Source organism: Streptomyces sp. XD-27, assembly GCF_030553055.1.
Lineage (GTDB): Bacteria > Actinomycetota > Actinomycetes > Streptomycetales > Streptomycetaceae > Streptomyces.
Genome location: NZ_CP130713.1, coordinates 3,562,909 through 3,588,577 on the forward strand (window position 1 = coordinate 3,562,909; position 25,669 = coordinate 3,588,577).

Here is a 25,669-nt window from a genome sequence, read left to right on the forward strand (position 1 = left end):
CGCCAAATATCGGACAGAGGTCGCCCCCAAACGAACATTCAACGGTGAAATTCTTGTTACTTGCCTGTCAGAAACCGGCAATCAGTGCCAGTCTCTGGTCGACCCGCTTATGCGCCACTTACGGCACACGCGTGGTCCCGCGTCTCATACGCGGACATCGGCACCACCTTGCACCACCAAACGGCACCACATCGGCATCACTTGTGCAGTTTCGGACCGGCCCCACCCAAGGCCGTCCGCCCCCACGTGGCCGCCACCCAGCGGCCCCCTGCAAGGAGTATCGAGTGAGACGTACCGTTTCCTCTCGTAAGAACGCCCTCCGCGGCGCGGCGCTCGTCGCGTCGGCCGCGATGGTCGTCATCGGCGTGCAGACCGGCTCGGCCAGTGCCAAGGCCGACCGCGAGGTCGGCGCCACGGCCGTGTTGCTCTCGGCCGACCAGCGCGCGAGCGCGATCAAGGACGCGCAGGCCGGAGCGGCCGCGCAGGCCGAGTCCCTCGGGCTCGGTGGCAAGGAGAAGCTCGTCGTCCGGGACGTCGTCAAGGACGCGGACGGCACGGTCCACACGCGCTACGAGCGCACGTACGTCGGGCTCCCGGTCCTCGGCGGCGACCTCGTGGTCCACGAGAAGAAGAACGGCAAGCAGAGTGTGACGAAGGCGGTGCGGGCGCGGATATCCGTGGCCTCCGTCGCCCCGGAGAAGTCCGCGTCCAGCGCGAAGAAGACCGCGCTCAAGGCCGCCGACGCCGAGAAGAACGGCAAGGCCGACGCCGCCGCGCCGCGCAAGGTCGTCTGGGCCGCCTCCGGCAAGCCCGTGCTGGCCTGGGAGACCGTCGTCACCGGGCTGCAGCACGACGGGACGCCGAGCGAGCTGCACGTCGTCACCGACGCCGCCACCGGCAAGCAGCTCTTCGCCGACGAGCGCATCGAGACCGGCACCGGCACCGGCGACTACAGCGGCAACGTCCCGCTGGGCACCACGCAGAGCGGCGGCTCGTACAACCTCACCGACGGCACGCACGGCGGCCACAAGACGTACGACCTGAACCAGGGCACATCCGGCACCGGTTCGCTGTTCACCGACGCCGACGACGTCTGGGGCGGCGGACGGCAGAGCGCCGCGGTGGACGCCCACTACGGGCACGCCACGACCTGGGACTTCTACAAGAACGTGCTGGGCCGCAACGGCATCAAGAACGACGGCAAGGCCGCGTACACCCGGGTCCACTACGGCGACAACTACGTCAACGCCTTCTGGTCCGACAGCTGCTTCTGCATGACCTACGGCGACGGCTCGGGCAACACCAACCCGCTGACCTCGCTGGACGTGGCCGCGCACGAGCTGACCCACGGCGTCACCTCCAACACCGCGGGCCTGCGCTACAGCGGCGAGTCCGGCGGGCTCAACGAGGCGACCTCCGACATCTTCGCCACCGCCACGGAGTTCTACGCCGCCAACTCCGCCGACGCCGGTGACTACCTCATCGGCGAGAAGATCGACATCCGCGGCGACGGCAGCCCGCTGCGCTACCAGGACAAGCCGAGCCGCGACGGCGCGTCGAAGGACTACTGGTACCGGGGCATCGGCCGGGTGGACGTGCACTACTCCTCCGGTCCCGCCAACCACTTCTACTACCTGCTCAGCGAGGGCAGCGGCGCCAAGACCATCAACGGCGTCAGCTACAACAGCCCGACCTACGACGGCTCCACGGTCACCGGCATCGGCCGGGACAAGGCCACCAAGATCTGGTACAAGGCGCTGACCACGTACTTCACCTCGACCACCACCTACGCGGGCGCGCGCACCGGCACGCTCCAGGCGGCGGCCGACCTGTACGGGTCCGGCAGCGCCGAGTACAAGGCGGTCGCGGCCTCCTGGACGGCGATCAACGTCAAGTGACCGCGATGCCACATGACCGCGACCGACGTCATGTGATCCGCTGACGCCCCGCGTGTCAGTGCGGCGGGCCGCACCGGCCACCCCCCGGTGCGGCCCGTTTTCGTCCCCTCCGTTCTCTCCCGCGCCTAGGCTGCTGCCATGACTCAACAGGTGCGTGGCGTCATCGCGTCCGGCAAGGGCGAGCAGGTCAGCGTCGAGACGATCGTCATCCCGGACCCCGGTCCCGGCGAGGCCGTGGTGCAGGTGCAGGCGTGCGGGGTGTGCCACACCGATCTGCACTACCGGGAGGGCGGGATCAACGACGACTTCCCGTTCCTGCTCGGCCACGAGGCCGCGGGCGTCGTGGAGTCGGTCGGCGCCGGGGTCACCGACGTCGCGCCCGGCGACTTCGTCATCCTCAACTGGCGTGCGGTGTGCGGCCAGTGCCGGGCCTGCCGCCGCGGCCGTCCCTGGTACTGCTTCGCCACCCACAACGCGACCCAGCCGATGACGCTCACCGACGGCACGCCGCTCTCCCCCGCCCTGGGCATCGGCGCGTTCGCCGAGAAGACCCTCGTCGCGGCGGGGCAGTGCACGAAGGTGGACCCGGCCGCGTCCCCGGCCGCCGCCGGGCTGCTCGGCTGCGGCGTGATGGCCGGGCTCGGCGCCGCGCTGAACACCGGCGCCGCCGGACGCGGCGACTCCGTTGCCGTCATCGGGTGCGGCGGCGTGGGCTGCGCGGCGGTCGCCGGGGCCCGGCTGGCCGGCGCCGGGAAGATCATCGCGGTGGACCTCGACGACCGGAAGCTGGAGTGGGCGCGCTCGCTCGGCGCCACGCACACGGTCAACGGCCGCGACGCGGATGTGGTGGAGGCGGTACGGGAGCTGACGGACGGGCACGGTGCCGATCTGGTGATCGAGGCGGTGGGCCGCCCGGAGACCTACCGGCAGGCCTTCTACGCACGCGACCTGGCGGGCACCGTCGTCCTGGTCGGCGTGCCCACGCCGGAGATGAAGCTGGAGCTGCCGCTGCTGGACGTCTTCGGGCGCGGCGGCGCGCTCAAGTCGTCCTGGTACGGGGACTGCCTGCCGTCCCGCGACTTCCCGCTGCTGATCGACCTGTACCGGCAGGGGCGGCTGGACCTGGACGCGTTCGTCACCGAGACGATCACGCTGGACGGGATCGAGGAGGCGTTCGCGAAGATGGGGCGGGGTGAGGTGCTGCGATCGGTCGTCGTGATGTGAGGCGGTGCGCGGTACGGCCGGGCAGGCTCCCTCGGCTGCCGGGCGGGCTCCCTCGGCTGCCGGGCGGGCTCCCTTGGCTGCCGAGGTCGCGTCCCCGTGACACCATCGACGGGTGATCGACCTCGGCTACTCCCTCTCCCGGCGCTTCCCGGACCCTCCGCAGACCGACTACCGCACGGCGGACACGCACGCCCTGCGCCACGACCTGTTCTGCGGGGACGTGTATCTCGCGGACGCGGAGAAGGACCGCGAGCTGTCCACAGCCTGGGGATGGGTGCCGGTCCTGGACTTCGCGTGGGCGCTGTGCGACATCGTGGAGCTCCTCGACCGCGACCCGCAGGGCAGCCGCTCCGCACGGCCGCAGTACGCGGAGCTGGACTTCACGGAGTCGACCGACCGGATGCTCTTCGAGCGCCGCTTCGGCTGGGTGGACGTCACCGCCGACTGGGTGCCCGCGGAGGAGCCGCCGCTGACCTTCAACCACGCCGCGCTGCGCCGCGAGGCCCGCGACTTCCTGCATGACCTGGTCGCGGACCTCACGGACATGCACGAGGGGCTGGGCGACAACCCGGTGGTCTGGGACGTGCTGGCGCGGTTCCCGCGCGTGTAGCCCGACCGCCGGGGCTCCGCCCCGGCCCCGGCCCTGCTGTTCAGGCGCCCACCACCCGCACCCCCAGCCACGCCGCGAGCACCGGCGCCAGGTCGAACAGCTGAGTCGGGCTGATCACGGCCCCCGCCAGCCGGTCCACGCCGCGCGCGATATCCAGCTCCGCCACCGCCCGCAGGTCCACCTCCGCCATCCGCGCCCCCGAGAAGTCCGCCCGGCGCAGCGCGCAGCCCACGAACGCGACCCTCTCCAGCCGCGCCCCGCCGAAGTCGGGCTCGACCAGCACGCAGTCCTCGAAGACGACGTCCTTCAAGGTCGCGTCGCGCAGGTTCAGGTAGTCGATCTTGCCGCCGCGCACCACCACCCTCTCCAGCGCCGCGCCGTGCAGTTGCGTCCCGCCCAGCCGCGCGTGCAGCACCTCCACGTCCCGCAGCGTCGCCCCGGACAGGTCGGTGCCCACGCCCCGTATCTCCTCCAGGACGCTGTCCAGGATCCGGGCGCGGCTCAGCACCGTCTCGTCCAGCGCGCAGCGGCGCAGCGCGCAGTCCAGGAACCGGCTGCCCCGCCCGTCCTGCCCGCCCAGGTCCGCGTCCGCGAACTCCACCCCGTCGTAGTCACCCTCCCGCGCCAGCTCCCGGCCGTCGTGGGCCCGTAGCGCGGGGAGCGACAGCACGGGCCGCCGGGGCGCCCGCACCCCGTCCCCGTCCCTGTCCCTGCTCCTGTCCCCGTCCGTACCGTCCTGGCTGCTCCGCCGTGTCATCGTCACCGCCCTTCGCCCCTCCATCGTGACGTGCACCACTGACAACGGCCCGATGTCACATCCGCGGCCCGCCCGTCCGTCGTACCCGCGACAGCGAAAGCGACCACCACTCCACACCTTCGGAAGGGAACGGCAGATGCACCACATCACCGTCATCGGCGGCGGGTTCGCCGGTCTCACCGCGGCCATCAGCAGCGCCGAGGCGGGCGCGCGCGTCACGCTGTACGAGGCCCATCAGTCGCTCGGCGGCCGGGCCCGTACCGCTGACGGCCCGTACCGCACCAACGAGGGGCCGCACGCCCTCTACAACGGCGGCCCGCACTGGCCCTGGCTCAAGAAGCGCGGGCTCATCGGCAAGCTGGCGACGCTGCCGCCGCAGGCGGGCGCCCGGTTCCGGTTCCACCGCGGCGGACGGCTGCGGCGCGTGCCGCCGCTCGGGATGTTCAGGCTGAGGTACGGCGTGGCGCCCGTGGACCGGGACTTCGCCGGCTGGGCGGCCGAGCGGGTCGGCGAGGCGGCGGCGCGCGCGGCGGCCAACTACACCGGCGTCGCGCTCTTCCACCACGACCCCGGGCAGCTGTCGGCAGCCTTCGTACAGGAACGGTTCCGGCGCGCGACCTCGATGCCGCCCGAGGCGCATTACGTGCGCGGCGGCTGGGGCGGGATCATCGACCGGATGGCCGACCGCGCCCGCTCGCTGGGCGTGACGATCGAGACGGCGGCGCGCGTCGACTCGCTCGGCGCGCTGCCCGCCGGGCACGGCCCGGTGATCGTCGCGACCTCGCTGGCCGCCGCCCGCACCCTGCTCGACGATCCGTCGCTGACCGGGGAGAGCGGCCGTACCGCCCTGTTCGACCTGGGGGTGGCGACCCGGCGCGGCGACGCGTTCGTCGTCTCCGACCTGGACGCCCCCGGCTGGATCGAGCGCTTCACCACCCAGGACCGCAGCCTCGCACCGGCCGGGGAGCAGCTGATCCAGGGCCACATCCCGGTCGCACCCGGCGAGAGCCGGGCGGCGGGCATCGCGCGCGCCGAGCACCTGCTGGACCTGGGCTTCCCGGGCTGGCGCGAGCGTACGACCTTCCGGCGCGAGGCACTGTCGACGGGCCGTACGGGCGCGCTGGACTACCCGGGGACCACCTGGCGCGACCGGCCCGCCGTGGTGCGCGGCGACGACGTCTACCTGGCGGGGGATCAGGTCGCCGCGCCCGGGCTGCTCTGCGAGGTGTCGTTCAACAGCGCCCTGGAGGCGTCCGCGCTGGCGCTGGGCGCCCATGCCGCCAACCGCACCCGGACCGCCGGGGTGCCGCGCGTCACACGCGCCGCGTCATAACTCCCCTTGACTTCAACTTAAGTTGAAGTTGGAGGGTGGTCGCATGACGACGACAGCGCGGCCGACCACCCCCGAGATCGGGGTCTTCCTCCCCACGCTCGGCCCCGAGCCCGGAGGGCGGGCCCGCGAGATCAAGGCGGCCGCCCGCCGGGCCGAGGAACTGGGCTTCGAGTCCGTATGGACCGGCGACCACCTGATCGGCCGGACCCAGGTGGTCGACGGCGGCCTCGCCCTAGCCATGGCCGCCGCCGTCACCGAGCGGGTCCGCGTGGGCTTCGGTGTCCTGCACCTGCCGCTCCACCCGCTCCCCCAGGCCGCCCAGAGGATCGCCACCCTCCAGCACCTCTCCGAGGGGCGGCTGCTGCTCGGCGTCGGCTCCGGAGGGGCGGGGCCCCGGTCCCGGTGGCGCGGCGGGGTGCGCGACACGACGGCGTGGCGCGCGGCCGGTCTGTCGTACGAGGACCGTGACGCGCTCTTCGACCGGGCGCTGGAACTGCTCCCGGACCTGCTGGCCGGCGCGCCCGTGCGGCTCGCCGACCGTCCCGGGGAACCGGAGCTGGCCCTCACACCGCCACGGATCGCCGCACCGCCGCTGCTCATCGGCGGCACCTCCGGCCGCGCGCTGCGCCGCGCCGCGGAGCACGGCGCCCACTGGTTCCCCGCGCTCATGCCGCCGCTGCTGCTCGCGGCGGGCCGGGAACTGCTCGCGGAGCTGACGCGGACCGGCGGCCCCCACCCGTCGCCGCCCGGGGTCTCGGTCGCCCTGCCCTTCGGCCTCGGACCGGCCGCGCCACACCGCGAGAAGGTCGCCAAGCTGCTGACCGAGACATACGAAGTACCCGCCGATCAGGCCGACTCCGTCATGATCTCGGGCGAACCCGCCGCGGCCGCCGAGCAGTTGGCCGCGTTCGCCGCCGCGGGAGCCGACCGCATCGTCCTCAGCACCGGGGCCGGCAACTGGCGGCAGCAGTACGAACTGCTCGCCGAGGCCCGCGCACTGCTCTGACGGCGCACCGGCCGCCCGTATCCCCACGACCCGTACTCCGTCACCCGACATCTGGGAGAGAACCGCCATGCACGCCATCCGGCTCCACACCTTCGGTCCCGCCGAGAACCTGGTCTACGAGGAGGTCGCCGACCCCGAGCCCGCGCCCGGCCAGGTCCGGATCGCGGTGGCCGCCGCCGGGGTCCACCTGCTCGACACGACTCTCCGCCAGGGGGACACGGGCGGCGGCCCGCACGCGCTACCGGCGTTGCCCACCATCCCCGGCCGCGAGGTCGCGGGCACCGTCGACGCGCTCGGCGAGGGCGTCGAGCCGCGCTGGCTGGGGCGCCGCGTCGTCGCCCACCTGGGCATGGTGCCCGGCGGCTACGCGGAGAAGGCGGTCGTGGCGGTGGAGAAGCTGCACGAACTCCCCGACGAGGTGGGCGAGGACCAGGCGATCGCCATGATCGGCACCGGCCGCACCACCATGGGGCTGCTGCGCCTGGCCGACCTGGCCGCGGACGATGTGGTGGTGGTGACCGCCGCCGCGGGAGGCATCGGTTCGCTGGTGGTGCAGCACGCCAAGAACCTCGGTGCGACGGTCGTGGGCCTCGCGGGCGGCCCCGCCAAGGTCGCGCGGGTGCGAGAACTGGGCGCGGACGTCGCCGTGGACTACACCGCCGAGGGCTGGGCGGACCAGGCACTGGCCGCACTGGGCGGCGCGAAGGCGACCGTCGTCATGGACTCGGTGGGCGGCGAACTGGCCCGCGGCGCCGTCGCCCTGCTCGGCTCCGGCGGCCGCCACCTGGTGATCAGCTGGTCCTCCGGCAGCCCGCTGGAGCTGACCGAGGAGGAGACCGCCGCCCGCGGCATCGTCTCCCGGTCGCTGTTCGGCGGCCCGGAGTGGCGGAACCTGATCGACACCCCGGAGAAGCTGCGGGCCTTGGAGGACGAGGCCATGGCGGCGGTCGCCTCGGGGCAGCTGGTACCGGCGGTACAGCGCTTCCCGCTGTCGGAGGCGGCCGCGGCGCACCGGGCGCTGGAGACGCGCGGCACGATGGGCAAGGTCGTGCTGACGCCGTGAGCCCCTGACCGGGCCTGCCCGGCCGAGCCTGTCCCGGCCGGGCAGAGCCCTTCGGTGGGAGCCGCCGGGGGTGTCACACCACGATGCGCAGCTCGCGGTCCGTGTTGTTCAGCCGCCTGCCGCCCGTCTCCGTGCACGTCACGATGTCCTCGATGCGCACGCCGAAGCGGCCCGGCAGATAGATGCCCGGCTCGATCGAGAAGCACATCCCCGGTACCAGGGGGAGGTGTTCGCCCTCCACCATGTACGGCGGCTCGTGCGTCGTGACGCCGATGCCGTGCCCGGTCCGGTGGATGAAGTACTCGCCGTACCCCGCCTCGCCGATCACCTTCCGCGCGACCCGGTCGATGTCCTGGCAGGCCGCCCCGGGCCGTACCGCCTCGAACGCCGCCTCCTGGGCCTCGCGCACCACCTCGTGGACCTTCAACTCCTCCTTGGTGGGCTCGCCGACGTGCACCGTACGGGTGGTGTCGGAGCCGTAGCCGTCCTTGAGGCCGCCGAAGTCGAGCACCACCATGTCACCGTCCTCGATGACCCGGTCCCCCGCCTCGTGGTGCGGGTTGGCGCCGTTGGGGCCGGAGCCGACGATGGTGAAGTCGACCTGGCTGTGGCCGTATCCGCGGAGCAGCGCGCTGATGTCGGCGGCGATGTCGCTCTCCCGGCGGCCCGCGAAGCGCACCCCGACGATCTCCTCGAACACGGCGTCGGCCGCCGCTCCGGCCGCCGCCAGCAGTTCCACCTCGTGGGCGTCCTTGACCGCGCGCAGCATCGGCAGCGCCTCGCTGAGCGCGGAGTACGCGGTGTCGGGCAGCGTGCGCTGGAGCCCCAGCAGGTGCATGGCCCACGCCCCGTCGGAGATGCCGAAGCGGCGGCCGGGCGGCAGCAGCCCGGCCAGTGCCTCGTACGGATCGCCGCCGTCCATCCAGCCGCTGACCTCGGTGGCGTCGGCGCCGGGCGCGGCCTCGGCGTCCGGCCGTTCCAGTACGGGCACCAGCAGCCGGGGCGTACGGCCGGGCGCCAGCAGCAGCGCGGTCAGCCGCTCGGTGGCCACGGGCTGGTAGCCGCACAGGTGGGTCAGGTCGGGGCCGGGGGTGATGACGAGCCCGGCGAGCCCGGCGTCGGCGGCCGCTCGGGCGGCGCGGGACATGCGGTCGGCGTAGTCGACGAGGGTCATGGCGCCAGGATCGCGCAACGGCGACCGGCTCGCGATAGGAACCCGGCCCTCCGGCCGCCGGAGGGCCACCCCGCCCTTGGCCGACGCCTGCCGCGCCGCCTTCCCCTTCACCGCCACCACGCCCGCAGCCCGCCCAGCGGCTGCCGCGTCCTCACGGCATGCGGGCCACCACGTCCCGGATCAGAGCCGGCTGTTGCCCCGCCAGATAGAAGTGGCCGCCGTGGAATTCCCTGACGTCGAACCCGCCGGTCGCCACATCGCCCCACGCCCGCATGTCCGTCACGTTCACGAAGCGGTCGCTGTCGCCCACGTAGGCGAAGATCGGGCAGCCCACGGGGACGGGCGGCCGCGGTTCGTACGTCCCGACGATCCGGAAGTCGGCCCGGATCGCGGGGAGCACCAGTTCGCGCAGGTCGGGGTTGTCCAGGATGCTCGCGTCGGTGCCGCCCAAGCCCTGCACATAGGCGATGAGCGCGTCGTCGCCGCCCAGGTACACCTGGTTGGGCACCACCTTGTGCGGGGCCTTCCGGCTGGAGACGAACAGCCCCGCCGGCGCGGTGCCGTGCTCCTTCTCCAGCCGCAGCCCCACCTCGTACGCCAGCGAGGCGCCCATGCTGTGCCCGAAGACCATCAGCGGCACGTCCAGGAACGGCAGGATCTCCCGCGTGACCGCCTCGGCCAGCGGGTCCATGTGCTCGATGCACGGCTCGGAGATCCGGTACAGGCGCCCCGGGTAGCTCGCCACCAGCACCTCGACGTCCGCCCCGAGGGCGTGCCCCCAGGAGTGGAAGAAGCTGGCCGAGCCACCCGCGTGCGGCAGGCACAGCAGCCGGGCGCGGGGCCGGGTGACCGGGTATCTACGGAACCAGGTGCTCTCGGTGCCGACGGTCATCGTCCGCTCGCCTCCTCGCCGGGGGACCGCTGTGGCCCCCTGTGGGACCGCTGTGGCCCCCCTGTGGGACCACTGTGGGTGGAACGAGGACGGAGGCTACGGAGGCCGGCGTCGACGGACGGAGCGGGCCTCGAACCGCGGGACTCCGCAGGGTCTCGATGTTCCTGCTCCGGTCTAACCGGCGGCGGCCCCTCGGGCAAGAGCCACTACAGGAAGCTGCCACCGTACGCCGTCAACCCGCCGCCGTGCTGCTCAGCCGCATTGCCGCGTCGATCACCGCGCTGCCGTAGACCCGGCCCGGGACGGCGGACATCCGCGTCACGGGGCCGGAGATCGACAGCGCCGCCACCACCCGCCCGCCGGGGCCGCGCACCGGGGCGGCCACCGCCGCGATGCCGTGCTCCCGGCCGCCGGTGCTCTGCGCCCAGCCCTGGCGCCGTACCCCGGCGAGGGTGGCCACGGTGAACCGCACGCCGCGCAGCTGTTCGTGCAGCGCCTCCGGCCGCTCCCAGGCGAGCAGCACCTGGGAGACGGGGCCGGCGTTCAGCGGCAGGGAGACGCCGACCGGCACCCGGTCCCGCGCGGACGGGTTGTCGGCCACCGCCACCTCGGCCACGCAGATCCGCATGTCGCCGCGCCGACGGTAGAGCCGGGCGCTGGCGCCGGTCACGTCGCACAGCTCGCGCAGCACCGGTTCGGCCGTCGCCACCAGGTGGTCCCGGCACGCCTCGGCGGCCATCAGGCCCAGCCGGGGGCCGAGGACGAACCGGCCCTGCGCGTCCCGGGCGATCAGCGCCAGCCGCTCCAGCGCGAGGACGAGGCGGTGCACCGTCGGGCGCTTGAGCCCGGTGTCGGCGACCAGCCTCGACAGCGAGGCCGGGCCCGACTCCAGCACTCCGAGCAGGAGCGATGCCTTGTCGAGCACACCGACCCCGCTCCGCACCCGCTCCGGGGTCCGCACCCGCTCAGTGGCCCGCACCCTCTCGGGCGTAGAGGTCGTCATATGAGTGCCTCCTCGTCGTGCCGGCCACTCCCGGCGGACCGGGAGCGCAGGACCGCCGGCGGGAATTCCCTCCAAGCTGCCGCCGATTCAGAATCCTGCGCTCTGTCTAGCGGCCGTTCCCGAACACCCGCAACGGCGCTATCAGGAAGCTGCCAGAAGACGTGGTGACGGGTCCGCCGCATCACGGCCCGGAAGCCCGGCAAGCCCCGTGAGCTGTTCAAGCCCCTTGAGCTGCGCAAGCCCCACGAGCCGCGCAAGCCCCGTGAGCCGTGCACGCACCGCACTCTCTGTACTCCCTGCACGCCACGCACGTCACGCACGTCACGCACGCCCCGCGAACTCCGGGACGCCGTCCGTTCCCCCGTCATCAGCCATTCCCCCCTCGGCCGTCAGCGCCTGGGCTGGGGCACCCGGTGCGCGGGCGTCACCGCCAGCAGCCCCAGCTCCGCCGCCCGAACTCCCGCCTGGAACCTGGAGTGCGCCCCCAGCAGCGTCATGATGTCGGCCACGTAGCGCCGGTAGGTGCGGACCGAGACCGACAGCTGCCGCGCCGCCACCTCGTCGGTGACCCCCAGCCGGAGCCACTCCAGGATCATCCGGACCATCTCTCTGCGGGCCCTGTCGCCCAGGTCGATCCGCTCGCTCACCACCACCGCGTTCTGCCAGATGCCGTCGAACAGCGTCTGGAGCGTCTCGATGACCCCCGGGTCGCGGATCGCCGAGGCGCGGCGGCCGGACGCCGAGTCCGCGCTCACCAGCGCGGCCCGGCCGTCGACGATGAGCGCCGCCAGCAGCGGCATCCGGGCGACCCGCACCTCCGACGGCCGCTCGCCCGCGAGCTGGCGCTGGACGAGGTCCCAGTGGCGGGTGTTGTGTGCGCACAGCAGCCGGATGCGTACGGCGTCGCCGCCGCCGGCCGTGAGCCAGTCGTCCAGTACGGAGTGGAGCACACGGGCGTGCGCCGCCTCCGCGGCGAGGACCACGTCCACCTGGTCCGCCGCTTCGGCGAGCAGCTCCCGGGCGGTCGTGAGGAATTCCTCCTCGCCCGATTCCACCGCGGCCACCCACGCATTCCGCCGGTCGCGGTGTTTGACGACCGTGGATTCTATGAGTGCGCGGACCGCCAGCAGTTCCTGCTCTATGTCGTCCTCGGCGGGCCGGCTTTCGACGCCGGCTTCGACACGCTCGATGCTTTTGACGCCTCTTTGGACAGCGCCGGAACGCCGCCGGGCGCCGATTCCCGATAGCGCGGGATCGCTCAACTTCCTCACCCCGTAACCCCGTAAGCCCGTAAGCCCGTAAATCTGTGAACCCGTACGCCGTGAAATCCATCAAGCCGAACAGGCGGCGACGTCATGTGACGTCGGACAGCAGCCCCAGCTCGACCGCCCGCACCCCCGCCTGGAAACGGGTGTTCGCGCCCACGTCGCGCATGATCGCCGCCACGTGCCGGCGGTAGGTGCGCAACGAGACCTGGACCTGCCGGGCCCCCACGTCGTCGGTGTGCCCGGCGCGCAGCCGCCCCAGGATGAGCCGCACCGACTCGGTCCGCAGCCGCTCGACGAGCTTGAGGTGCTCGGCGAGCGGGATCGCGCCGGCCCAGGCGCCGGCGAACATCAGGTCCAGCGCCCGGACCGAGCCCGGGTCGCCGAAACGCGACGCGTACCGGCCCTCGCGCTCGGGCCCGGTACGGCCGAACGCCAGCCTGCGGTCCATGATGACCAGGCCGCGCAGGTCCACTTCCGCGACCCGTATCTCGTAGCCGAGCGTGCCCTGTCGGGCGGCGGCCAGGAGGCCGAGCGGGGCCAGCACCTCCGGGGAGCAGAGCACCCGGACCGCGATCCCCGCGTGCCCGATGGCGCTGAGCTTCCCCAGCAGCGGGATGATCGGCTTCGCCCGCTCGAAGGTGCCCGGCATGATCACGCTGAGGCTGCGCTCGGCGCGGTCCAGCAGTGCCTCGATCTCCCGGGCGACCGCGGGGCCGTCACTCACCGGCACCATCGGCGATCGCTCGGCGGGTGTACTGCGGTGCATGGAAACAGCGGACTCGATGAGCTCACCGGCCTGCACGAGCGCATGCTCCACACCGTCTGCTCGTGCGTTCGCCTTCGACAGTTCTGCCATGACTCCCCCATGTGGCGCGCGTCCCCATGATCACGCGCCCCGTCGTGCACCTGCACGCAATCGGCCCTTAACTCCTCGGTAAGGATTTTCGGGCCGGTGTCCGCAATGCGACGAGAATGCCCCGCCACAAGCGTTAGACGCGGGAGATTAGTTCGCGTGTCGCAACCCAGTCAACGCACCTGAGATGGTAAAGATCGAGTAAAAACGCCATTCTTCAGTGGCGCACGCGCAATAGAGGGCCACGGCGGCACCGGGATTGTCAGCAAGCTGCACCCCGTACGGGGCACCATCCCTGACGGGACACCCGTCGACCGCGCAGCGCACAGGGGGAACACCTGTCCGTAGCCGAGGCAGTCCCCCATGGCCACTTGTTGACAGCCCGCCCACCCCCCGGACAGCCCGCCGCCCGATCGAGCACGCATCGCCGCCCGATCACGCGCGCGTTTCACGCGCGTTCACGTGCGAACGGCCCCGGACGCGGAGTCCGAGGCCGTTCGAAGCCGTTCAAAGTGGAGCCGACTGTCGGGTTCGAACCGACGACCTTCGCTTGACAAGTGGGGTCGAACCGCTGACGCCTGCTGCTCCGTCAGGCCGTATGGTGCTGTTCTCGCTGATCAGCGCCGCACGGCATGCGGCTCGGTCCGGCTCAGGACGGCTGCTGCTCCGCCGTCCGCTCACGCATCGCTCACGCGCATGAGCCAGGCTTCGGAAACGTGGCTCAGACGCTACCAGGGGGCCGCGCGCCACGGAGGCTTGCGCGATGGAGCCGTCGCGCCGCCTCGGCGCCCCCGGCCGACTCCCCGAAGCCCGTAGGGCGCTTCCTGCGTGAGCCGTCACCGCGCGGAGCAGGCGCAACGGACATGCTCAACGGGGGACTTACACATGCGCATATGTCATGCGCGGGTCATCGCTGCTTCGCGATCCTGCTCGTCGCACTCTCCGGATGCAAGAAGGACCGCCACAACGACGGCGGCGGATCGACCAACGGGGGCCTGATGTCAGGCGGTACGACGAACGGCGGCACGACGAACGGGGCCACCACGGTGCCGGGGCCGCAGGCCACCGGACCGCAGAAGCTCGGTGATGTGGCGGCGACCGACGTCAAGAGCAGCAGCTGCACGTACGACAAGGCGACCAACAAGCTCAGCTGGACCGGCACGGTCACCCACACCGGGGCGAAGGGGACCCAGGGGCGCAAGATCACCTATGGGCTTGAGATCGACTTCGTCGACAGCACGGGCGAAACGATCGGCCACGGCGGCGACATCTTCACCATGCGCCCGGGAGAGAGCGAGGAGCACACCGTGACGAGGGACCCGTATTACCCGATCGAGGGCACCGTGAAGTGCGGGGTCGTCGCGCAGGGGACGGCCTTGAGCGTGCCTCTGGACAGCTACTGACAGCCGGCGAGCCATGAGCGGGACGCCCCGGTCGCCGGGCGCCGTCCTGGACATGACGTCCCGTGGCCACCGCTGCGGTTCGCAGCCGAATACCGCGAGATGTGCGCCGGCCGCGCGTGGTACTCCGGCGACCGCGAGCCCCTCGCCGCTGTCGTTCAGCGGATGCCGCCGGCACGTTCCTCCGCGGCGCTGGACATCCAGACCGGCGGCGGCGAGGTCCTCGCCGGGGTTCCGAAACTCCCGGCCCTGACAGTGGCCACGGAATCCTGGCCACCGAACCTCGCCAAGGCGACCACGCTGCTGCATCCACGCGGAGTGGCGGTCGTCGCCGACGAGGACGAGCCGCCCCTCCCGTTCGCCGACGAAGCCTTCGACCTGGTGGTCAGCCGCCACCCCGTCAACACCTGGTGGGAGGAGATCGCCCGGGTCCTGCAACCCGGCGGCACCTACTTCTCCCAGCAGGTCGGCCCGGCCAGCGTCTTCGAACTCGTCGAGTACTTCCTGGGACCGCAGCCGCCCGAGGTACGACGCAAGCGCCACCCTGACGACGCCCGCGCCACCGCCGAGGCCGCCGGCCTGGAGGTCGTCGACCTGCGCTCGGAGTCCCTGCGCACGGAGTTCTTCGATGTCGGGGCAGTGATCTACTTCCTCCGGAAGGTGATCTGGATGGTCCCGGGATTCACCGTCGACCAGTACCGGGACCGGCTCCGGCAGCTGCACGACCGAATCCAGACCGAAGGCCCCTTCGTCGCGCACACCACACGCTTCCTGATCGAGGCCCGCAAACCCGCCTGAGACAGCCCGCCGAGACAGACCAGCAGACAGGGGCGCCAGGTGACTGGAGCTGGAACTGGAACTGGAGGTCCAACGTGCAGAGCCAGAACGGCCTGGCCAACATCGCCACCGGCGGAAACCTGTGCACCGGGCTGGTCGGCGTCCTGGCCCCTGCCAACAGTTGCGGGTCCTCCTGACAGGCTGCCTACCAGCGGTGGCACCTGCTTCAGGCGAGGACGACTGGCTCGCCGTTCAGCGCCACACCTGCGCGGCGTAGCTCGCTGATCGCGGTGCTGGTGGTGTCGGCGGCAACGCCGGCGGTGTAGTCGAGCAGGACCCGTACCGCGAAGCCCGCTCGTACGCCGTCCAGCGCGGTGGCCTTCACGCAGTGGTCGGTGGCGATGCCGACGACGTCGAGGTCGCTGACGTCGTGGGCACGCAGCCAGTCGGCCAGTGATGTGCCGTCCTCGGTCGAGCCTTCGAAGCCGCTCTTCGAGGCGGAGTAGGCACCCTTGTAGAAGACCTCGTCGACGGCCCCGGAGGCGACGGCAGGCGTGAAGTTCGGATGGAACTCGCTTCCCTCGCTGCCGACGACGCAGTGCTCGGGGAAGGAGTTCTGGAAGTCCGGTTGCTCGGAGAAGTGGGCGCCCGGGTCGATGTGGTGGTCGCGGGTGGCGACGATGTACGCGTAGCTCCCGTCGGCGCGCCGCACCAGGTCGGCGATGGCGACGGCCCTGTCGGCGCCGCCCTTCACCGGAATACTGCCGCCCTCGCAGAAGTCCTTCTGCACATCGACGACGATCAATGCACGGCGCACGGAGAATCCTTTCCCTTGGGTGATGCCCTTGCCGGTATGGTCGCCCCTCCGGCAGCGGGTAGACGCAGCACTCGCCAGTCGCTCACCCGACTGGACATGGACGGGCAGCCCGGTCGTGTCCGGGCTGCCCGCTCAGGCTCCGGATCCCAGGGCCTGCTGGACCGTGAAGCAGATGAATTCGCCAGGCCGGACAGGAGCGACGCCCATGTCGCACTGGGCGAAGCCGGCGTCCTTGGAGTTGTTGCTCGAGTCGCAGGTCACGAAGAAGGCTTCGCTGGGAGTGGCGCCCCGTAGGGCGCCCAGGCGCCACTGGTCCTGGAGGAACGAGGTGACGGCGGCGCGCAGTGAGGACCACAGGCGTTCGTCGTTGGGCTCGAAGACGGCCCAGGTCGTGGACTGCTTGATGGAGTCGGACAGGAAGCACACGAGACGGCGGGCGTTGAGATACTTCCAGTCGCTGTCGTCGGCGGCGAGGGTGCGTGCGCCCCAGACCATGGTGCCGCGGTCGGGGAATACCCGCAGACAGTTCACGCCCTGCTCATTGAGAGGGCCCTGCTCGTCGTCGGTGAGCGGTACCGACGGTCCCGTCACACCCTGGAGCGCTTCGTTGGCGGGGGCCTTGTGGACACCCCGATAGTGGTCCACCCGCGCCCACACGCCCGCGATGTGGCCGCTCGGCGGCACTGTCCGGGGTGTCCCGTCCGCGCCCGGCACCGTCACCCACGGGTAGTACAGCGCTGCGAACTGCTGATGACGCTCGTCTGCCACCAACTCCGGTGCCCTGTCCATAGGGGTGCCCGAGGGGTCGTGGCGGGTGTCCAGGATCGCCACCCGGTTCTGCATCTTGGCGCAGTGGGCGGCGATCTTCTGTGCGCCCTCGGCGAGTTCCTGGTCCGTCGTGGCCATGGATGCCAGGTCGGGGCAGATGACCATCGCCACCTCTGACACCTTCTCCAGACCCCTCAAGCCCGTCTCGTCCGCCGCGTCGCCCTCCAGAGCTGCCACGAACGAGGAGAACCCGTCATCGTCCGTGTGGAGGGGGACGATGTAGCAGGAGGAGCCACCGTTGACGAAGAACCCGCGCACCGCCTCCGATAGTGCCAGGCCCTGCCCGAGGACCGCGTCCTCTCCGTGTCGGACGGGCTCCCCCAGCTCTTCGAACAGGCTGGTGCCCTTCTGGGTCGTCGCGAAGCAGTCGGTGTACTCCTTCCAGCTCCGTACGAGCCTCGGCGCGTAGGAGTCCGGCTCATGTGCCCCGTCCTGGGGTGTGAAGCCGAGGAAGGCCGCGGTCGACGTCCCCGCAGCCTGCACGGTGCGTAAGCCGCTGCCGATCCCTTGGATGTACACGCCGGGCGCGCGCGGTCCGGACCCCTCCGATGCGTCAGGCATGAGGCTCCTCTGCTTGAGTCGTCGTACGGCCACACCACCTCTCCCCACTCCTTCCTCTCCACATGCCCATCCGTCCCTTCTGTGCACCTGTCGGCCCACATCGGAGAAGAGCATCGAGAAAGCTGTCGAAAGGTCGCCGAAAGGCGTCGGCGTCGGCGTCGGATATCGAGACACGGCCAGCGGCTCCGGCTGGCGAAGGGACCGCTGGGTAAGCGGATGGGAGCTAACTGGGGGTCGTCCATACGCTGGCCCTCCTCCGATGGGCTTGTGCGCCGCAACGGTTGTTGCGTGCTTTATCGCACCCGCTGATTCGCGCCACTTCGCTCCGCCGAGGCGACGGCGGCTGCCCCCCCTGAGCCGCGCACCGCTGGTGGCACAGGACTGCGGTCCCGGATCTCCCTACGCAGGCGCAGAGCCTGATCGCCCACGCCCTCCCCCAGCGTCAGCACCCAGCCCGAACAAGCCGTCCTCATGGTCGACTGTCGGCGGGCGGCTTCAGCGCGGTGGTTGGGTGCGGGGTTGCGGCTCGTGTGCTGGATGCGGGTAATGAGGACGCGGGCCGGTTGGCGGGCGGTGGCCACTCCTCGATCGCCATCACGGCGGACACCTACACGAGCCTGCTGCCCGAGGTGGATCTGGCGATCGCGGAAGCGGCGGCCCGGCTCGTACCCCGCGCACGCGCGGTCGTGCAGGATCCCGCCGCCGAGGGGCAGCCCGAGGCCGACGAGACGGCGGAGTCCGGCCCGGATTCCCTGCCGGATGGTGTTGATCCTTCCAGCGAGATCTCGGGGCCTGGTCCTCCGTCCGCTCACGCACCGCGCACGCAAACGGCCCCGGACGGGGAGTCCGAGGCCGCGTAAAGCGCCTCCCCGGGAAGAAATCCCAGGTCAGCGCGGTGCACACAGAGCCGACTGTCGGGTTCGAACCGACGACCTTCGCTTTACAAGTTCGATCACAGGCAGGGGACGCCCCAAGCTGGGCTGAACCTGACTGGCGCATGAGCGATGGCCTTGGTGCGCTGGGTACTGCCGACGTCCGCCGTCGTTGATGTCATCTGGTGATGTCAGAAACGCTAGTCGCGCAGTACTCTGCAAGCGGCCTTGCGTCGGTCGGTGTGAACTCTTCCCCAGAGCGCCGACCCGTTGTGGAGGGGACCAGCCCGTTCGAGCCGGGCCAGGGAGGGGAGCACGATCAACTGACCGTACCTGTGCAGCCCGCAGGAGGTTCCCAACACGCTTTCCAAGGGTGCTTGTTCCAGGCAGAGGGCTGTACGGGGGTGTTCGGCTGCGTCCATGTCTGTCCGCTGTCTCAGAGCCAGGTATGCCTGAGTCCTCATCCGGACGGGGCTGGACGGAGGTGAATGAGACCAAAAGTGAGACCACGAGTTGGCGTGCGAGGTATGCCAACAAGTTGGCTGTTGCACTACAACACCTCGCACGATCCAACCGGCTGCAAAGGTCCTGAAGCCTCTTCGATCTCTATGTCGTTGAAGTCAGCGGAACAGCTCGGGGACCAGGGTAGACGCGCATAGCGGAGTCAGTTCCCTAGCCACCGCCTGGGAGGAGCGACCTTTCGTAAGACACCCGGGGTTGACCATGGCGCCGGCGGATCCTGCTTCTTGCCGGGGATCTTGGTGAGCTGGGTTTTGCTGTCAGACACGACAGGCCTGAGCGCTTGATGGTCGTCGCTGGTCGTCCTCGGTCACTGTTGAGCGGCTTCGGACGGCCCAGCCATGCACTACATCAACGGCCTCAGCCGACGACAGTCAGCCACGATGGCGAGGACGTCGACCGATCACGCGCGCGTATGCCTCGCTGCACCCCCACCGGCCTCCGCCACGCGGCCAGTACCGTCAAACACAGCACTCCGCGACGGCCGACTCGGTCGGCGTGAGGGCCCGTGTCCCGTGGTCGCCTCGCTGGCCGCTTCCCACCCGAGTCGCAGCCAGGCTCGGTGGACTTGGGCGGTAGGGCAGCAGTCGGAGCCTCTCCAAGCCCGTCCACGACTAGCTACCGCGTCCCCTCCTAGGACTCGCTGACTGGTACGGGACCGGTGGGCCGCATGAGAAGGTGTATGATCCGCCGCTATTGTGGCTGGGTCTCGTACACTGTGATCGCCAGACTAACAGCTACAACGCCGAGAGAAGGAAAGTGGATCGCCCAACTAGCAGCCTTCCGAAAGCTGCACTCCAGGAGCCGATTCCCAACCTATTCGATGGCGTTGAAGCACCGGGCCGTACACGCGGCGGAGCGCTATCGCCGAAACGACCCGCGATCGAAAAAGCGGGACTTGCTGATGTTTTTCCGTACTATGCCGGTTTTTCCTTCGAGTGGGCTTGCAATCAGCTAATCAAGTGGGAAGCATCTGGGATAGTTCTCGATCCGTGGAACGGTAGCGGAACCACGACTCTAGCGGCGCAGCACGTCGGCCTCCCTTCGATCGGAATTGATCGCAATCCGGTCGCCAACGTAGTGGCCCGCTTGCGAGCCGAAGCTGGCACACGCCAAGAGGGATTTAGACGCCCGCGACGCGCTAAGTCACGCAAGATCGAAACTTATGCAAGCGATCCACTCGCCGCCTGGTTCACTCCCGAGACCATTGCCAGGATTCGGGACTGGTACCGGCTAATCATCCGGTCTGACCAGGGTTTTTACAGTGTCGGCCTAGTAGCTCTTTTCAGGGCCGTTCGAACCCTTACAAAAGATTTCGAGGGAAGTAACCCCACGTGGGTTAAACGGGCGAAGGATTCGGCGTCGCTTGTTCAATTGTCCGACCAGGACGTGGATAGTGCTATTGAGCGCGAGATCTCTTTCGTTACCACGCGCACGGTTGAGCATGCAACGCGTACCAGTACCACTGCGCTGATCAACGGAGACTCGGGGCGCTTGCCACTCATGAGTGAGTCTATCGACGTTGTCTTGACATCGCCGCCTTATCTCACTCGCATCGACTACGCCGTTGCTTACACGAGAGAACTGGCAGTTCTCGGCGTTGACATTTCCGCCGACCCTACCTTGCGGTACGAACTCATGGGCACCACCTTGACTCGGTCGTCAGATTCATTGAACTCACATTCTTTGGGTCACGCTGCGAGCCAAATGCTCGGTCAGATTGCACAGCACGACAGCAAGGCTTCATCCGGTTATTACCTCAAGCAAGCCAGACAATATCTGGATGATCTGACGACTGGGATCGATGAACTGAGTCGAGTCTGCAAGTCAGAAGCTACCATGCACCTTGTCGTTCAGGACTCATTCTACAAAGATATACACGTTCCTCTGGCTGGCATCTGTATTGAAGAAGCTGCCATGAGGGGCTGGCGGCTCCTGCACACAGATCGTTTCGAAGTGCGCAGATCGCTCACTAGCGTCAACAAGGCTGCACGTGCATACAAGAAGGGTGAGGTGGAGGAGTCCGTCATCACCCTCAGGAGGGGGTAGCGGTGTCTGAAGAAATCACGTCGCCGGATGAGTTGATCCAGTCTGTAGACAAGAAGATCACCGCCATTAGGACGAAGAGCAACGACTTCTCCTTCAATGAGCTGGCAGACATGTACGAGTCGGAAGAGTTGATTATTGACCCCGAGTTTCAGCGAATGTTTCGCTGGACGGAGGGTGCGCAATCGCGGTTCATCGAGTCGCTGCTCCTCGAATTGCCTGTACCCCCAATCTTTCTCATCGAGCGGGAAGATCGCGTATACGAACTGATCGACGGTTTGCAGCGCATTTCCTCCTTTCTTCATTTCAGAGGGGATCTTCGCGTAGGGGAGGAGGTGCTCGATCCGCTCGTTCTGTCGGACTGTGACATCGTCCCCGAGCTTAACGGTCAGATGTATGACGGCCTTCCTCGAGCGCTTGCAATCAAGCTGAAGCGTAGCTACATCCGAGCGGAAATCCTACGCAAAGAGAGTGACCCGCGCCTTCGCTACTACATGTTCAAAAGGCTCAACACCGGCGGAGAGCAACTCTCGAAGCAAGAAGTGCGCAACGCAACAATCCGCCTCCTCTCGAATAAGTTCAACCAGTTCATCATGGATCTGGCTCGCAATCCCGGCTTCTCTTACTGTGTTGAAACCATCACCGATAAGGCGAGAAATGAGAAGTTCGATCAGGAACTAGTTCTCCGCTTCTTCGCCTTCAAGAATGCCGGTGCTACTTACAAGCATGATGTTGCCGACTTCCTTACCGACTACATGGAGGCTGCCTCGGATCCGTCTGGTCCAGTGCAATTCGATTACACTCGCGAGGGAGGGCTATTCGAGAAAACCTTCGCGATCCTTCAAAAGGTCGGTAAGGCAACCGGCTATGAACAAAAGATCATGGGCACTGTGTCGCGAAATGGTGAGCCGAGATGGCAGTTCTCGGTCTACCACTTTGAAGGCATTGCCTTGGGGCTTCAGAAGGTGCTCAACGACGTTGACCCCGAGAACGAAGAGCACATCGCGGCCCTCGCCGCTGTCGTGAAAAAGGGCAAGTCCGCCCCAGAGTTCTTGCAAGCCACTGGGGGAGGTAAAAACGATCGCATCTCTCTCCAGGTGCGTGTCGGTTACTTCGCTGACCGTTTCGCGGAGGTTCTTGCGTGAACCCCGCTGAAATGCGAGCCCAGCTCGAAGAGGATATGGCATGGCGTTTAGATGAGATTCGCCACTTGGTCAACCACTTGTTGGGTGAAGTGGCTCCCGAAGAGGCATCCGTCTACTCGCTGCGTGCGATTCTGGTGATGCAATATGCCCATCTCGAAGGGTTCACGAGAAACGCTCTTTCTCTATATGTCTCAGCGGTGAATGCGCGCAGCCTCCCGATCAAGGAACTGAAGCCAGAACTCATGGCTGCCGCTTTGGCTGCCGAATTCGATGGCCTCGGGAAATCCGCTAACAGTGGTAATGAGGAAGAGGGTAGGCTTACCAATCGTGCGCGACGACAGATCGCTTTCGTTCGGAAACTGCAGGAATTGATCGACGGCCCTGTTTCCATAGCATCGGAAGTCGCGGTTTCGATGGAAATGAACCTAGGGTCCGACGTGCTTAAACGGGCGCTAGTTTCCCTGGGGATCCCTGTCGAAAAGGTCGAAGGGGATCAATACAGCTCGATTGAGTTCGTCAAGAGGGTGCGTAACGATATCGCCCATGGAAGCCGGAAAGAGAATATTTCGGGCGGAATGTTCAACGCTCATTTGAAGAAGTGCGAGCAGTTCATGAATGGCCTGTCGCGTGTGTTGACTCAGGCCTTGTCGGAGGAGTGGTTCCGCCTCGCGTCATGACGAGGTCGGTGGAGCGGGTTTGGGCGGTGGCCTGCCTGGTCTGGGGTCGGGCATGGTCAGGGGGCCGTACGCTGGTTGGCAACTCGGGCAGGCTTTGGACCTGCCCGCAATTAGCACGAGTGGCCCCCTGGCCTTGCCCGACGCGGGACCCGGACCGGGGAGGTGCCTAAAGCCGTGGAGCCGACCCCCCAGCCGCGACGGTGCTCTTCTCCTCGGCCAAGGTGCTTGCTGCTGGCGCGCGGCCTGGCGGTCGGGCCGGAGCGGGGCGGAGACAGGAGCGGTGGCCCGCGCCGCCGGGCCGCGCGCGCCGCGTTTGCGCGGCGCCTTGAACCCGTAGAGAAGGTTGTAACTCACCTCTTGCGCTTGGCGCGCTCGTGCTCCGCGATGGTGATGATGCGCTCGGCTCCGTCGATCTGGTGGCGGAGCTTGTTGAACACGTCGGTGCGAGCCGACTTGATGAGGTGGTCCGTGGTCGGCTGGGTTCCGGTGACGGTTCCGCTCGGGATCCAGAACGTCTTGTGGCTGCACTCGCGCACGATGTCCTGGCAGGTACGGATGACCCAGTTCATCGCCACGGTGATCTCGTCGCGGTGCAGCTGGTCCAGTTCCCAGCCGTCGTTGGTCTCGGGCTGGGGTGTCATTGGTCCGCCTTCTGGGGTGCGACGAGCTGGGCGGTGACGGTGCGGCCGTGCTTGTTGCCGGTGATGTCCAGGCGGCAGGCCAAGGCCATGACGATGCTTAAGCCGCGGCCGTGAGTGTCGTACGGGTCGGCCTCCGTACTGCGGGGTTCGTCGGGGTGGCCGCCCTCGTCGGTCACGGAGATCGCGACCGTGCGGGGCAGCAGCGACAGCGTGAGCTGGAAGGTCCCGAAGTCGGTCCCGCTCGCGGTGTGGCTGACGGCGTTGCTCCCGAGCTCGCTGACGATCAGCTCGGCATCGTCCGCACAGGGGTGTCCGCTCAAGATCTCCCGGGTCCAGCGGCGAGCCCGCGTCACTTCTTCACGGAAACCTGGGCACATCAGCCCCCAAACTCGCGGGCTACTCATATACTCGTCCATACAAGTTCCTTCATGCTGTAGGGGCGATGGGTCGTGGGTTCGTGCTAGATGAGTCGCACGCCGTCGTGAGCGCGGACGGCCGGCGGGCTGGTGTTGTCGAGCGCGTCCAGGACGCGGATTGCGTACGCCTCGTCGGCGAGTTCGGTGACCTCTTCGCGGGTGGCCCAGCGCAGTGCGCGGGTTTCCTCGCCGGTGGTCGGGGCGCCGTCGATCGCTTCGCAGCGGAAGACCATGGAGACGATCAGGCCGGTCATGTTCTTGTAGACGCCGGTGAGGGTCGCGGGAAGTGCGATCTTGATCCCGGTCTCTTCGAGGACTTCGCGCTGTAGGGCGTCGGGGATGGTTTCCTCGCGTTCGAGCGCGCCGCCGGGCGGCTCCCACTTACCGTTGTCCCGTCGCTTGATCAGCAGCGCTCGGCCCGCGTCGTCGACAATGACTCCGGCGACGCTCACAGAGTGCGGGCGCTCAGTGCTCACGTTCCTCTGCCCTCTCGGCTGGCTAGGCTCTCCACCGTAGCAACACCGGTCAGCCGCTCGTCTAGATACCTAAAGGAGTACGCGCGAATGGCTTCTCTGACCTCTGTCCTGGGTGTATTGGACCCGACGAGCGACCGGGCCGTATTCCGGCAGATCGCCGACGCGCTGCGGGAAGCGATCGACAAGGGGCGCTTCCGGGAAGGCGACAAGCTGCCCTCGGAAACAGAGCTGGTCGACCACTTCGGCGTCTCGCGCATGACCGTCCGGAACTCCCTCTCCCTGCTCCAGCAGGAAGGGCTCGTGGTCTCCGAACACGGCAAGGGTGTCTTCGTCCGGCCCCGGCCCCCGGTCAGGCGGCTCGCCTCGGACCGTTTCGCCCGGCGCCACCGCGAGCAGGGGAAGTCAGCCTTCACGGTGGAGGCCGAAGCCGCGGGCAGCCGTCCGGAGGTCGACGGCCTGGAGGTGAAGGAGGAAGGGCCCTCGCCCGACATCTCCGCTCGCCTCGGTTCGCCCCGCAAGGTCCTCGCCCGGCGGCGCCGGTATCTGCTGGACGGGCGGCCGGTGGAGTTCGCCACCTCCTACCTGCCGCTCGACCTCGCCCGGAACACTCCGATCGCGCAGCCCAACCCCGGCCCCGGCGGCATCTATGCCCGGCTGGAGGAGATAGGGCACCGCCTGGACCACTTCGACGAGGAGATCCGGGCCCGGATGCCCTCCCCCCAAGAGGTGCGGACGCTCCAGCTCGCCTCCGGTGTGCCGGTGATCCATCTCGTCCGGACGGCCTACGACTCCGAGGGGCGTGCGGTCGAGGTCTGCGACACCGTGATGGCCGCTGACGCCTACGTCCTCGCGTACCAACTGCCTGCCAACTGATGTGCGGCCGGGGCGTGATGGCCCCGGAGCCACTTCTCCTGACGCGTACACACGCAGACGCATACTCGTATAGACGAGTGGGCAAGCTGTGTGGCAAGGCGGTCCTCGTTCCCGCGAGTTCGGGTTCGAATCCCCCAACTCATCTAGACAACTAGGTGGGGTCAAGTGCGAGACAAGGAGAAAGTGTTGCGTTCCATCCGCGTTGAGACCTCCGGTGCCACGGTCCTGCTGACCGAGGCGCCGGAGCCGAAGATCAAGGACCGCCAGACCGGCGAGATCGCCAAGGACGCGCAGACCGGTGAGAAGTTGATGAAGCTCGGCGTCGTCTACATCGACGGCGGGGAGTCCTCGCTGCTGCTGGTCACCGTGCCGGAGAGCGGCGTGACGGAGGGGCTGGCCCTCGGCTCGCCCGTCACGCTGATCGGGCTGATCGCCCGGCCGTGGGAGACCGTGTTCAACGGGCAGCAGTGGCACGGAATCACCTTCCGCGCCGACGCCATCGCTCCGGCCGAAATGCCGGTCGGGGCGGGGGTCTGAACC

Annotated in this window: 25 protein-coding genes and 1 pseudogene; 15 read left to right on the top strand and 11 right to left on the bottom strand. The window is 68.7% G+C overall.

The window, feature by feature from the left end; all coding sequences use genetic code 11:
• Positions 1–284 precede the first annotated feature (284 nt).
• The 3 genes from Q3Y56_RS15135 (at position 285) to Q3Y56_RS15145 (ending at position 3,732) form a co-directional block, all read left to right on the top strand.
• Positions 285–1,898 (top strand): M4 family metallopeptidase, encoded by a 1,614-nt coding sequence (locus Q3Y56_RS15135; RefSeq protein ID WP_304462456.1) that lies wholly within the window; start codon positions 285–287, stop codon positions 1,896–1,898.
• A 138-nt stretch (positions 1,899–2,036) separates the two neighbouring features.
• Complete coding sequence (locus Q3Y56_RS15140; RefSeq protein ID WP_304462457.1) at positions 2,037–3,122, top strand: S-(hydroxymethyl)mycothiol dehydrogenase; 1,086 nt, start codon at positions 2,037–2,039, stop codon at positions 3,120–3,122.
• A gap of 112 nt (positions 3,123–3,234) precedes the next feature.
• The gene (locus Q3Y56_RS15145) at positions 3,235–3,732 is read left to right on the top strand and encodes a hypothetical protein (RefSeq protein ID WP_304462458.1); all 498 of its coding nucleotides are present in this window, start codon (positions 3,235–3,237) and stop codon (positions 3,730–3,732) included.
• A 40-nt stretch (positions 3,733–3,772) separates the two neighbouring features.
• Here Q3Y56_RS15145 and Q3Y56_RS15150 read toward each other — a convergent pair whose 3' ends face one another.
• Entirely contained in the window at positions 3,773–4,423 is a 651-nt protein-coding gene (locus Q3Y56_RS15150; RefSeq protein ID WP_304465620.1) for a pentapeptide repeat-containing protein, read from the bottom strand.
• A gap of 202 nt (positions 4,424–4,625) precedes the next feature.
• On the opposite strand from Q3Y56_RS15150, the gene Q3Y56_RS15155 reads away from it, so the two are divergent.
• From Q3Y56_RS15155 to Q3Y56_RS15165, 3 genes are all read left to right on the top strand, one after another.
• On the top strand, positions 4,626–5,822 hold the full coding sequence (locus Q3Y56_RS15155) for an NAD(P)-binding protein (RefSeq protein WP_304462459.1): 1,197 nt from the start codon (positions 4,626–4,628) through the stop codon (positions 5,820–5,822).
• Positions 5,823–5,865: 43 nt separating this feature from the next.
• Positions 5,866–6,828: an LLM class flavin-dependent oxidoreductase gene (locus tag Q3Y56_RS15160; RefSeq protein WP_304462460.1), complete on the top strand. Its 963-nt coding sequence runs from the start codon at positions 5,866–5,868 to the stop codon at positions 6,826–6,828.
• Positions 6,829–6,895: 67 nt separating this feature from the next.
• Entirely contained in the window at positions 6,896–7,891 is a 996-nt protein-coding gene (locus Q3Y56_RS15165) for a zinc-binding dehydrogenase (RefSeq protein ID WP_304462461.1), read from the top strand.
• A gap of 73 nt (positions 7,892–7,964) precedes the next feature.
• Here Q3Y56_RS15165 and Q3Y56_RS15170 read toward each other — a convergent pair whose 3' ends face one another.
• The 4 genes from Q3Y56_RS15170 to Q3Y56_RS15185 all read right to left on the bottom strand — a co-directional run bounded on the left by Q3Y56_RS15170 (position 7,965) and on the right by Q3Y56_RS15185 (position 12,024).
• Positions 7,965–9,065 (bottom strand): aminopeptidase P family protein, encoded by a 1,101-nt coding sequence (locus tag Q3Y56_RS15170; RefSeq protein ID WP_304462462.1) that lies wholly within the window; start codon positions 9,063–9,065, stop codon positions 7,965–7,967.
• Between the two features lie 151 nt (positions 9,066–9,216).
• Positions 9,217–9,957, bottom strand: a complete 741-nt coding sequence (locus Q3Y56_RS15175; protein ID WP_304462463.1) for a thioesterase II family protein — start codon at positions 9,955–9,957, stop codon at positions 9,217–9,219.
• Between the two features lie 232 nt (positions 9,958–10,189).
• Positions 10,190–10,882, bottom strand: coding sequence for an IclR family transcriptional regulator (locus Q3Y56_RS15180; RefSeq protein ID WP_304465621.1), 693 nt, complete (start codon positions 10,880–10,882; stop codon positions 10,190–10,192).
• A 467-nt stretch (positions 10,883–11,349) separates the two neighbouring features.
• The gene (locus tag Q3Y56_RS15185; RefSeq protein WP_304462464.1) at positions 11,350–12,024 is read right to left on the bottom strand and encodes a LuxR family transcriptional regulator; all 675 of its coding nucleotides are present in this window, start codon (positions 12,022–12,024) and stop codon (positions 11,350–11,352) included.
• Positions 12,025–12,045: 21 nt separating this feature from the next.
• On the opposite strand from Q3Y56_RS15185, the gene Q3Y56_RS15190 reads away from it, so the two are divergent.
• Positions 12,046–12,207, top strand: a complete 162-nt coding sequence (locus Q3Y56_RS15190; RefSeq protein WP_304462465.1) for a hypothetical protein — start codon at positions 12,046–12,048, stop codon at positions 12,205–12,207.
• A 106-nt stretch (positions 12,208–12,313) separates the two neighbouring features.
• Here Q3Y56_RS15190 and Q3Y56_RS15195 read toward each other — a convergent pair whose 3' ends face one another.
• Positions 12,314–13,084 carry a hypothetical protein gene (locus Q3Y56_RS15195; protein ID WP_304462466.1) on the bottom strand — a complete coding sequence of 257 codons (771 nt, stop codon included), beginning with the start codon at positions 13,082–13,084 and terminating at the stop codon, positions 12,314–12,316.
• 890 nt (positions 13,085–13,974) lie between these two features.
• Here Q3Y56_RS15195 and Q3Y56_RS15200 point away from each other — a divergent pair.
• Positions 13,975–14,484 carry a hypothetical protein gene (locus Q3Y56_RS15200; RefSeq protein WP_304462467.1) on the top strand — a complete coding sequence of 170 codons (510 nt, stop codon included), beginning with the start codon at positions 13,975–13,977 and terminating at the stop codon, positions 14,482–14,484.
• Positions 14,485–14,646: 162 nt separating this feature from the next.
• Complete coding sequence (locus Q3Y56_RS15205; RefSeq protein ID WP_304462468.1) at positions 14,647–15,279, top strand: class I SAM-dependent methyltransferase; 633 nt, start codon at positions 14,647–14,649, stop codon at positions 15,277–15,279.
• Between the two features lie 205 nt (positions 15,280–15,484).
• On the opposite strand, the gene Q3Y56_RS15210 is transcribed toward Q3Y56_RS15205, so the two are convergent.
• Together Q3Y56_RS15210 and Q3Y56_RS15215 are read right to left on the bottom strand one after the other, a co-directional pair.
• Positions 15,485–16,075, bottom strand: a complete 591-nt coding sequence (locus Q3Y56_RS15210; RefSeq protein WP_304462469.1) for an isochorismatase family protein — start codon at positions 16,073–16,075, stop codon at positions 15,485–15,487.
• 132 nt (positions 16,076–16,207) lie between these two features.
• Positions 16,208–17,464, bottom strand: a complete 1,257-nt coding sequence (locus Q3Y56_RS15215; RefSeq protein WP_304462470.1) for a phage tail sheath subtilisin-like domain-containing protein — start codon at positions 17,462–17,464, stop codon at positions 16,208–16,210.
• A gap of 578 nt (positions 17,465–18,042) precedes the next feature.
• Between Q3Y56_RS15215 and Q3Y56_RS15220 the strand changes: the two are divergent.
• From Q3Y56_RS15220 to Q3Y56_RS15235, 4 genes and pseudogenes are all read left to right on the top strand, one after another.
• Positions 18,043–18,324, top strand: a pseudogene (locus Q3Y56_RS15220) (site-specific integrase); the annotation flags it as partial.
• A 1,209-nt stretch (positions 18,325–19,533) separates the two neighbouring features.
• Complete coding sequence (locus Q3Y56_RS15225; RefSeq protein WP_304462471.1) at positions 19,534–20,904, top strand: hypothetical protein; 1,371 nt, start codon at positions 19,534–19,536, stop codon at positions 20,902–20,904.
• Between the two features lie 2 nt (positions 20,905–20,906).
• Complete coding sequence (locus Q3Y56_RS15230; RefSeq protein WP_304462472.1) at positions 20,907–22,046, top strand: DUF262 domain-containing protein; 1,140 nt, start codon at positions 20,907–20,909, stop codon at positions 22,044–22,046.
• A complete protein-coding gene (locus Q3Y56_RS15235; protein ID WP_304462473.1) occupies positions 22,043–22,723 on the top strand; it encodes an MAE_28990/MAE_18760 family HEPN-like nuclease in 681 nt (226 codons plus the stop codon). Before Q3Y56_RS15230 ends, Q3Y56_RS15235 begins: the two co-directional genes overlap by 4 nt.
• 350 nt (positions 22,724–23,073) lie before the next feature.
• Here the strand turns inward: Q3Y56_RS15235 and Q3Y56_RS15240 are convergent, their stop codons facing one another.
• From Q3Y56_RS15240 to Q3Y56_RS15250, 3 genes are read right to left on the bottom strand one after another with little or no spacing between them, the layout of a single operon-like run.
• Entirely contained in the window at positions 23,074–23,364 is a 291-nt protein-coding gene (locus Q3Y56_RS15240; RefSeq protein ID WP_304462474.1) for a hypothetical protein, read from the bottom strand.
• The gene (locus Q3Y56_RS15245) at positions 23,361–23,780 is read right to left on the bottom strand and encodes an ATP-binding protein (RefSeq protein ID WP_304462475.1); all 420 of its coding nucleotides are present in this window, start codon (positions 23,778–23,780) and stop codon (positions 23,361–23,363) included. Before Q3Y56_RS15245 ends, Q3Y56_RS15240 begins: the two co-directional genes overlap by 4 nt.
• A gap of 44 nt (positions 23,781–23,824) precedes the next feature.
• Positions 23,825–24,232 carry an NUDIX hydrolase gene (locus Q3Y56_RS15250; protein ID WP_304465622.1) on the bottom strand — a complete coding sequence of 136 codons (408 nt, stop codon included), beginning with the start codon at positions 24,230–24,232 and terminating at the stop codon, positions 23,825–23,827.
• A 111-nt stretch (positions 24,233–24,343) separates the two neighbouring features.
• Here Q3Y56_RS15250 and Q3Y56_RS15255 point away from each other — a divergent pair, with 111 nt between their 5' ends.
• Both Q3Y56_RS15255 and Q3Y56_RS15260 read left to right on the top strand, forming a co-directional pair.
• Positions 24,344–25,129: a GntR family transcriptional regulator gene (locus tag Q3Y56_RS15255; RefSeq protein WP_304462476.1), complete on the top strand. Its 786-nt coding sequence runs from the start codon at positions 24,344–24,346 to the stop codon at positions 25,127–25,129.
• Between the two features lie 186 nt (positions 25,130–25,315).
• On the top strand, positions 25,316–25,666 hold the full coding sequence (locus Q3Y56_RS15260) for a hypothetical protein (protein ID WP_304462477.1): 351 nt from the start codon (positions 25,316–25,318) through the stop codon (positions 25,664–25,666).
• Positions 25,667–25,669: the final 3 nt, after the last annotated feature.